At 42.2% G+C, this 7,842-nt stretch carries 7 protein-coding genes; 6 read left to right on the top strand and 1 reads right to left on the bottom strand.

The window, feature by feature from the left end:
- The 5 genes from J2Z37_RS08535 to J2Z37_RS08555 all read left to right on the top strand — a co-directional run bounded on the left by J2Z37_RS08535 (window position 1) and on the right by J2Z37_RS08555 (window position 5,474).
- Entirely contained in the window at window positions 1–531 is a 531-nt protein-coding gene (locus J2Z37_RS08535; RefSeq protein WP_209809820.1) for a hypothetical protein, read from the top strand.
- 51 nt (window positions 532–582) lie between these two features.
- Window positions 583–2,769, top strand: a complete 2,187-nt coding sequence (gene helD / locus J2Z37_RS08540) for an RNA polymerase recycling motor HelD (protein WP_209809821.1) — start codon at window positions 583–585, stop codon at window positions 2,767–2,769.
- Window positions 2,770–2,904: 135 nt separating this feature from the next.
- Window positions 2,905–3,582: a GntR family transcriptional regulator gene (locus J2Z37_RS08545; protein WP_209809822.1), complete on the top strand. Its 678-nt coding sequence runs from the start codon at window positions 2,905–2,907 to the stop codon at window positions 3,580–3,582.
- Between the two features lie 94 nt (window positions 3,583–3,676).
- Entirely contained in the window at window positions 3,677–4,696 is a 1,020-nt protein-coding gene (locus J2Z37_RS08550; protein ID WP_245203662.1) for a zinc-dependent alcohol dehydrogenase, read from the top strand.
- A 16-nt stretch (window positions 4,697–4,712) separates the two neighbouring features.
- A complete protein-coding gene (locus J2Z37_RS08555; RefSeq protein WP_245203663.1) occupies window positions 4,713–5,474 on the top strand; it encodes a glucose 1-dehydrogenase in 762 nt (253 codons plus the stop codon).
- Window positions 5,475–5,560: 86 nt separating this feature from the next.
- Here the strand turns inward: J2Z37_RS08555 and J2Z37_RS08560 are convergent, their stop codons facing one another.
- Window positions 5,561–6,127, bottom strand: a complete 567-nt coding sequence (locus J2Z37_RS08560; protein WP_209809823.1) for an NAD(P)/FAD-dependent oxidoreductase — start codon at window positions 6,125–6,127, stop codon at window positions 5,561–5,563.
- A 164-nt stretch (window positions 6,128–6,291) separates the two neighbouring features.
- Between J2Z37_RS08560 and J2Z37_RS08565 the strand changes: the two genes are divergently transcribed.
- Complete coding sequence (locus J2Z37_RS08565; RefSeq protein ID WP_209809824.1) at window positions 6,292–7,665, top strand: MATE family efflux transporter; 1,374 nt, start codon at window positions 6,292–6,294, stop codon at window positions 7,663–7,665.
- Window positions 7,666–7,842: the final 177 nt, after the last annotated feature.

Raw genomic sequence — 7,842 nt, forward strand, 5'->3', positions numbered from 1 at the left:
GTGCAGGAGGTGGTTATCATTTACTGCAGATATCGTGAAATTTCACCTGTCTGTGTCGGGAAAAACAGGCCTTTACGAAGTGAGGAAATCACGAAGGAACATTTAATACCGAAAACTCTCCTTCGTAATCCTAAATTTAAGGCCAAATGGATGATAACCTTTAATCCTTCTGATGCGCCGAACATCGATATTTCTTGTCATAAATGTAACCATTTAAAAAACCATTTGGCCGATGTGCCTTTTGCTCGGAAGCTCTTGTACCTAAAGAGATATGGTATTTCCTGCAAGAGTATCCGTGCAATGGGCCGAAGCTTAGTTTTTTCATCTGCTCTTACCCTGGATTCCAAACAAAAGGACAGGGTATACCAGTGTATTATTAGAGGAGACATTCAATGGGTTGGTCCAGAAGAATGTCTATTCTTTTTCCATCGCATGCAAGTCTATCTAAAGTCGGGTATTGTAGTGGAAATTCAGGATAAGCAGGAAAAAATTCCTAGAAAATTGAAAAAGAAAAGCAATCAGAAACGATAAGGTGCTCCCTTAAATAATGGGGTCACAAGTGGAAGCAGGGGGGAAATGGCGATGTCTATTTCACAAAGGGAACTGGACCAAGAAGTTGATCGATTAAAAGAAATCCAGATTCGAATCCAGACGGAAATGGGGCGGTTAGAAGAAATTGTCCACTATCGGGGTTCGGAAGTATTGGATATTCGTCGGAACTTTTGGGATGAAGTAACTGTAAATACATCAGATTACTACGATTTGGCGGAAACAGCGGCTAGTATCACGCAGCAGCAAGCGGTTTTGAGTCAGGAGGAGCGCAGCCACCGTCATGCGCTGAAAAATCTTCGTAAATTAAAAAGACTTCATCACAATCCTTATTTTGCCCGTATTGATTTTATTGAAAAAGGGGAAGAAGCAGAGAAAATTTATATCGGACTTAGTTCTTTAGTAGATGAGGATACCCATGAGCTATTGATATACGACTGGCGTGCCCCTATCTCCAGCTTGTTCTACGACTATACACCGGGGCCTGCTGGGTATCAAACCCCTGTCGGCTGGATTCAAGGTGAGATGACATTAAAACGGCAATACATAATTAAAAACGGAATACTTGAAAATATGTTCGATACGGGAATTAGCATTGGAGATACCATGCTGCAAGTTTTGTTAGCCAGAAACACAGAAGGTAAAATGAGCCACATTGTCACTACGATCCAACGCGAACAAAATCAGATTATCAGGGATGACCAACATGAAATCCTGATTGTACAGGGTGCTGCGGGAAGCGGGAAAACCTCAGTGGCATTGCAAAGGGTTGCCTATCTTTTGTATAAACATAGGAATTCGTTAACGGCTGAACAGATGGTTTTATTTTCACCAAACTCCTTGTTTAATGATTATGTCTCCAATGTGCTTCCCGAACTTGGGGAGGCCAACATGTTGCAGACCACATTTCAAGAACATCTGCAGCGAAGTATTGGGAAAAAATATAAGGTGGAGGATGCTTATGAGCAATTGGAATATCTTCTATCTGCCTCTGAGGAAGATCCGGCCTATCTAAAGCGGGTTCAAACGATCGAACGGAAAACTTCACTTCTTTTTATGGAACAAATGGATCGGTATATTGAGCAATTGAAAGAAACAGGGATACAATTTCACGATTTTCGGGTTCGTGCAAAAGTGTTAATCAGTAAGGAAACATTAACGGAATGGTTTTATCATCAAACACCAGCAGATGCACCACTTCCCGCGCGAATGGAGAAAATGAAGGAAAGAGCTCTTGAAGAGCTGGAAACCTTACAAGAACGATTGTTTAAAAATTTATTTAAAAAAATGCTGCGAAATCCAAAATATCTGGGAACGGATGAAGAAATGAAGGCAGAGAGCCGCAAAACTGCCCGAAAGGCTTTTGGTCCTTTGCGGCGTACCGCAAAACAGCTGGAGTTTCTCGATATCATTGGCATGTATCATAATTTCTTGAATGAAAGCAGCCCCATTCAAGAAGGAATCCCTTATGAAGATGCTACACCAATCTTATATTTAAAGGCAGTTCTGATCGGATGGCCGACCATCAATCAGATGAAACAAGTCATCGTAGACGAAGCGCAGGATTATTCTCCGTTTCAGCTTCGCTACATCCGCCGGCTCTTTCCACGGGCGCGTTTTACATTACTAGGTGATTTGAATCAGGGGATCCATCATGCGAACGTGCAGAGCTATACTCATTTGGAGGAGTTGTTTGGACAGACGCCAACCGCTCTTTTTCAAATGACTAAAAGCTATCGTTCAACGCATGAAATAATCGAATTTACCAAGGGGATACTACAAGATCCAGAACCCATTGAAACAGTGGGCCGAAGCGGGGATAAACCGAAAATGGTAGCCGTACCATCGGAAGATCTGTTGGCCACAGAGATTGGAAAGGGAGTCCATGAACTTTGGCAGAAGGGCTCGAAGTCCATAGCCATCATCTGTAAAACGGAATCGGAAACACGAGTGGCCTTTGAAACCCTAAAAAATAAAATGGATCAGGAGATTCATCTTATAACCAAGGAAACCTTTGTTTTTAAAGGGGGCCTCGTAGTCATCCCTGCGTATCTGGCAAAGGGGCTGGAGTTTGATAGTGTGATCATATATAACGTAGGAGAAAAGGTTTACCATCGATCAACTGAAAGAAAACTATTGTATACTGCGTGTACACGTGCTCTACACCATCTGTTCCTTTATTTTACAGGAGAACCGACACCGTTAATTCCTAGCGAGTAACAGTCTCTTGTCAAAAACGAAAAAAATTTGCTATTTCCATAGAAAAGGGGATTCGCTCCCCTATTTTTTTTTATGGTAAAATAAACGAAGGAGAGAAATCTTCTAATTGTGAAACCAACAACAAAGGAGAAATTTATGAATATTCCTGTCAGATGGATGCAGGGGGTGTCACTAGGGGAGAAGATTTGCTTTGAACTAAGATTTCAAATTATTAAAGGAATCATCCCAATCGGTACAGTCCTATCGGAAAATCAAATTGCAGCGGATTTTGGGACGAGCCGGTCACCCGTGCGTGAAGCTTTTCGCGTCTTGGCGAACGAAGGATTAATCCGATTGGAGAGAATGGGAGCGGCTGTTCTTGGGTTAACGACGAAAGATATTGAAGAACTGTACGATGTTCGTTATCTTCTGGAGGGATTTGCTATGCAGCGGATAGCCACCCATTTTGACAAGAGCCAAATCGTTCTACTCGAACAATTAATAGAGAAAATGGAACTGACCGCAAAACACGAGGATTACATGGAATTTTCCTATTATGATATCCAGTTCCACGATACGATTATTAAGGCTGCGGAGCATAGCAGAATTCTTCATTTATGGAAAAGTATCCGACAAATTTTATTAACGTTTTTGTTGGTGGCAACAGAGAAACGGTTTACTGAGAATAAAGAAGAGATTCAATCCTTATTAAATAACCACAGAATACTAGTCGAAGCTCTCCGTACTGGTGACCCTTACCGATTGCAAGAAACCTTGGATAATCATTCAAAGGATAATTGGAGAACGGTTACAGCAGCCTATTTTAAGTCTTAAAATTTTGTTTACAGACATAACATCATCAACTATACTTTAAGTTGTCGACAAGTTTAGAATATGTCTTTTTGCAAGAAAAAGGAGGAGAGATACGATGGAACAAATGAGAGCGGGATTGTTTCTAGGGGAAAAGCATGTAGATGTTCAGTTAATTGATCGCCCAGTTCCAAAGGAAGGCGAAGTATTGCTGCGCGTATCCCATGCAGGGATTTGCGGATCTGATATGATGATATACTATGGAAAACATCCACGTGCAAAAGCACCTTTGGCCATGGGACATGAATTTTGCGGTGTGATTGAAGAGGTGAATGGAGATATCCCGTTCCAAGTGGGGGAACGTGTTGTTGTCGAACCGACGCTTAGCTGTGGGACATGTGATGCTTGTACAGCGGGACAATATCATGTCTGCAGGACCTTACGTTTAATTGGAATCGATTGCAATGGTGGATTTGCAGAATTTGTAGCCGTACCTTACCATCGCTTGCATCGGATTTCAGAGGAGTTATCCAACGCCCATGCCGCGTTAACTGAGCCTTTGGCTGTAGCGGTTCATACCGTTCGCCGTTCTGGGGTGAAGGTTGGTGACCTGGTGGTCATCCTGGGTGGAGGTCCTATTGGCCTGCTTGTTGGGTTGATTGCCAGAGAAGCTGGAGCTTCTAAGATTGTCGTATCTGATATCAGTCCGTTTAGATTGCAAAAGGCAAAAGATCTTGGATTTACAGCGGTCGATGCAAAAGTAGATAATATCACCGATGTCGTTGCCAAAATGACGAATGGTGTGGGGGCAGATGTGGTATTTGAAGTGGCAGGAACACAAATTACTGCACAACAAATGGTAGAAGCTATTAAAACCCAAGGGCAAATTTGTGTCGTTAGTATGTATAAGCAATCACCAACGATTAACTTAGCTTCCATGCATTTCAGAGAGTTGTCTTTAACTACAACCCGTTGTTATAGCCGCAAGGATTTCCAAACGGCGATTGAATTTATGGCTAGCGGAAAAGTAGATGTATCACCATTGATTTCACATGAACTCGAGCTTGATCAGCTTGCTGACGGATTTAAGTACATGGAAAATCCAGAAGAAGCTTTAAAAATATTAATTAAGCCATAGAGAGGAGAATTATCTGATGATACTTGATGCATTTCGTTTAAATGGAAAGGTGGCAGCGGTTTCAGGGGCCACACGTGGAATTGGTCGTGCAATGGCATTGGGATTAGCAGAGGCTGGGGCAGACATTGCCCTTCTTCAGCGTTCACCGGAACAAACTGCTTTAAAAGAGGAAATTGAGAGCCTTGGTAGAAAGTGTATCATCGTCCCGTGTGATATGGAAGATTTGGACCAAGTGAGAGCAGCTATTCCAACTGTTATCGATCACTATGATAAGATTGATGTATTGGTAAACAATGCTGGAATCCAACGCCGTTCCCCTTCTGTGGATTTTTCAGAAGAAGATTGGGATGACGTGATTAAAGTGAATTTGAAAACGGTTTGGTTGCTTGCACAACAAGCAGGCCGTTATATGGTTCCACAAAAAAGCGGAAAGATTATTAATACGGCATCCCTGTTATCCTTCCAAGGGGGAATTACTGTGCCGGCTTATGCGGCTGCAAAAGGTGGCGTAGCTCAATTAACAAAGGCGCTTTCAAATGAGTGGGCGCAGCACAATGTGAATGTGAATGCCATTGCCCCAGGGTATATCGCAACGGATATGAATACTGCACTCATTGAGAATGAAACTCGGAATAGACAAATTTTGGAGAGGATCCCTGCAGGACGTTGGGGTACTCCTGAAGATTTCAAAGGAGCAGCCGTCTACCTCGCATCTGAAGCAGCAAATTATGTTCATGGATTTGTTCTTGCTGTAGATGGCGGTTGGTTAGGACGTTAAACTCTGGCTGTTCGGCAGCCTTTGTGGCCATATAAAAGGAAAAACTCCTTCACAAACAGGAGTTTTTCCTTTTTTTAGTAGTATGTTTAGGATTTCAGAACGTCATGATCTACATAACGTGTTCCATTCATCTCACTTATGATATTAATAGCAACCTTTGCACCGTCTCCAGCAGTAATGATCGTATGCATCGAAACACCGGCTACAGTTCCTGCGGCCCAAATCCCTTCGATATTGGTTTTGCCTTGGTTGTCAACTTGAAGAATATTTTTGATTCGAGGCTCTGTGCCAGGGATAACGGTTAATCCCACTTTTTCTGCTAGGGCAACAGACATTCCAGTAGCTACTACGATATGCTGCGCTTGCAAAGATTGGCCACCTTCCGTTACGACTGTTTTCTGCCCATTTTCCATTTGGATATCGACGACCGCATCCTCGAGCCATTCTGTACCGAACTTCTCGGCTTGTTCCCTACCGACAGCTATTAAATCTGGACCACTAATCCCGTTTACACCATAGTGGTTATCAAGCCAGGCTCTTTTGGTAACACTTTGATTATTATCAATGACTAGTGTTTTTTTACCTGCTTTGCTTGTAAATAATGCGACACTGCCACCAGCTGGTCCTCCGCCAATTACAATAACATCGTACATGAGCCATTCCTCCTTAATTATAACTATTATTACCTAGTTTATATTGTAAATTAAGTTAAGTAACAAGTAAAGTTTCGTGACCTTTTAAAACATGTAGTTTAATATTAGATAAGGATTTTGAATGAACCTAATGTAATGATGTAATTTAGGAAGGACAGCCAAAGATGAAACAGACGCATTCCGCAAAACAGAAAATAAAACAGCTTTTTTATATTCTTTTTCCTATATTGGTTACACAGGTTTCTCTTTTTGGTATGAATTTTTTTGACACGGTGATGTCGGGGCATGTTAGTGCCAGGGATTTGGCCGGTGTAGCCATTGGTGCAAGTATCTGGAGCCCGATCTTTACGGGATTGTGTGGGATCATTATGGCTTTAACCCCGATCATTTCCCAACTTGTTGGTGCCGACCAAAAAGAGAAGGTGTCCTACCAGGTCATCCAAGGCATTTACCTTGCTGTTGCGATCGCGATCAGCATTATTATCATTGGTGCCTGTTTGCTCGACCCGATCCTTGGTGGGATGGGGGTTGACCCCGAAGTAAAACGAATTGCCTATCATTATTTACTTTCACTTGCATGGGGGATTGTCCCTCTTTTCATTTATACCGCACTCCGATGTTTTATGGATGCACTTGGGCAAACCGTATCAACGATGGTCATCTCCTTACTTTCTTTACCAATCAATGTGGCTTTAAATTATGTCCTGATCTTCGGCAAATTAGGCTTTCCAACCTATGGCGGGGTAGGCGCTGGAATTGCTTCAGCCATTACTTACTGGTGCATTCTTTTGATTGCTGTATTTGTCGTATGGCGGAAAAAGCCATTTCGTAGTTATCATGTATTCCATCAAGCCTTTCCACTTTCCTTTCGGACCTGGAAAGAGCAACTGGTCATCGGAATTCCCATTGGTTTTTCAATCTTCTTTGAAACAAGCATTTTTGCAGCCGTTACTTTACTTATGAGCAACTATACAACAGAGACGGTTGCTGCGCATCAGGCAGCGATTAATTTTGCATCGCTCGTCTATATGATGCCGATGAGCATCTCCTTGGCTTTAACGATTGCAGTTGGGTTTGAGGTAGGGGCAGAGCGTTTACAGGACGCCAGGCAATACAGCCGAATTGGAATCAGTTTTTCAACCTTGATGTCTATCTTTTCCGCAATTGGTTTACTGGTGTTTCATGAACAGATTGCAGGAATGTATACGACTGATCCGACAGTTTTAGCGTTAACCAAGCATTTTTTAATGTATGCAATCTTTTTTCAATTATCTGACGGGATTGCTGCTCCTATTCAAGGGGCACTGCGGGGGTATAAAGATGTGAATGCTACCTTTGTCATGGCGTTTATATCTTATTGGGTGCTAGGGCTGCCAATCGGGCTATTCCTAGCGAAATTCACCTCTATTGCCGCCTACGGGTACTGGATTGGATTGATTTCGGGACTAGCATTTGGAGCTGTATTTCTTTCGATTCGATTATGGAAAATTCAGCATCCAGGTAAACAGCATTTCCCTTTGCGGAAAATAGTAGAATAAGAAGGATCTAAAAAAGAATGGCAAGTTAAAGAAACTAGGGGTAGTAAGTGATAGAAAATGTTAAAAGGGGTGACTCACTAAATAAAATGTACCCTATAGAGTAGACACATTAAAAAAAGTCTACCTATGGGGTACTTTTTTGTATAATAAGCAGATACAACACGGAGAAACTGGAGA

Source organism: Ammoniphilus resinae (genome assembly GCF_017873965.1).
GTDB classification, from domain to species: Bacteria; Bacillota; Bacilli; order Aneurinibacillales; family RAOX-1; genus Ammoniphilus_A; species Ammoniphilus_A resinae.

What these genes read in the sequence shown, in the direction of transcription:
- helD (WP_209809821.1), top strand. Translation starts at nt 583, where the DNA reads ATGTCTATTTCACAAAGGGAACTGGACCAAGAAGTTGATCGATTAAAA.
- J2Z37_RS08545 (WP_209809822.1), top strand. Translation starts at nt 2,905, where the DNA reads ATGAATATTCCTGTCAGATGGATGCAGGGGGTGTCACTAGGGGAGAAG.
- J2Z37_RS08550 (WP_245203662.1), top strand. Translation starts at nt 3,677, where the DNA reads ATGGAACAAATGAGAGCGGGATTGTTTCTAGGGGAAAAGCATGTAGAT.
- J2Z37_RS08555 (WP_245203663.1), top strand. Translation starts at nt 4,713, where the DNA reads ATGATACTTGATGCATTTCGTTTAAATGGAAAGGTGGCAGCGGTTTCA.
- J2Z37_RS08560 (WP_209809823.1), bottom strand. Translation starts at nt 6,127, where the DNA reads ATGTACGATGTTATTGTAATTGGCGGAGGACCAGCTGGTGGCAGTGTC.
- J2Z37_RS08565 (WP_209809824.1), top strand. Translation starts at nt 6,292, where the DNA reads ATGAAACAGACGCATTCCGCAAAACAGAAAATAAAACAGCTTTTTTAT.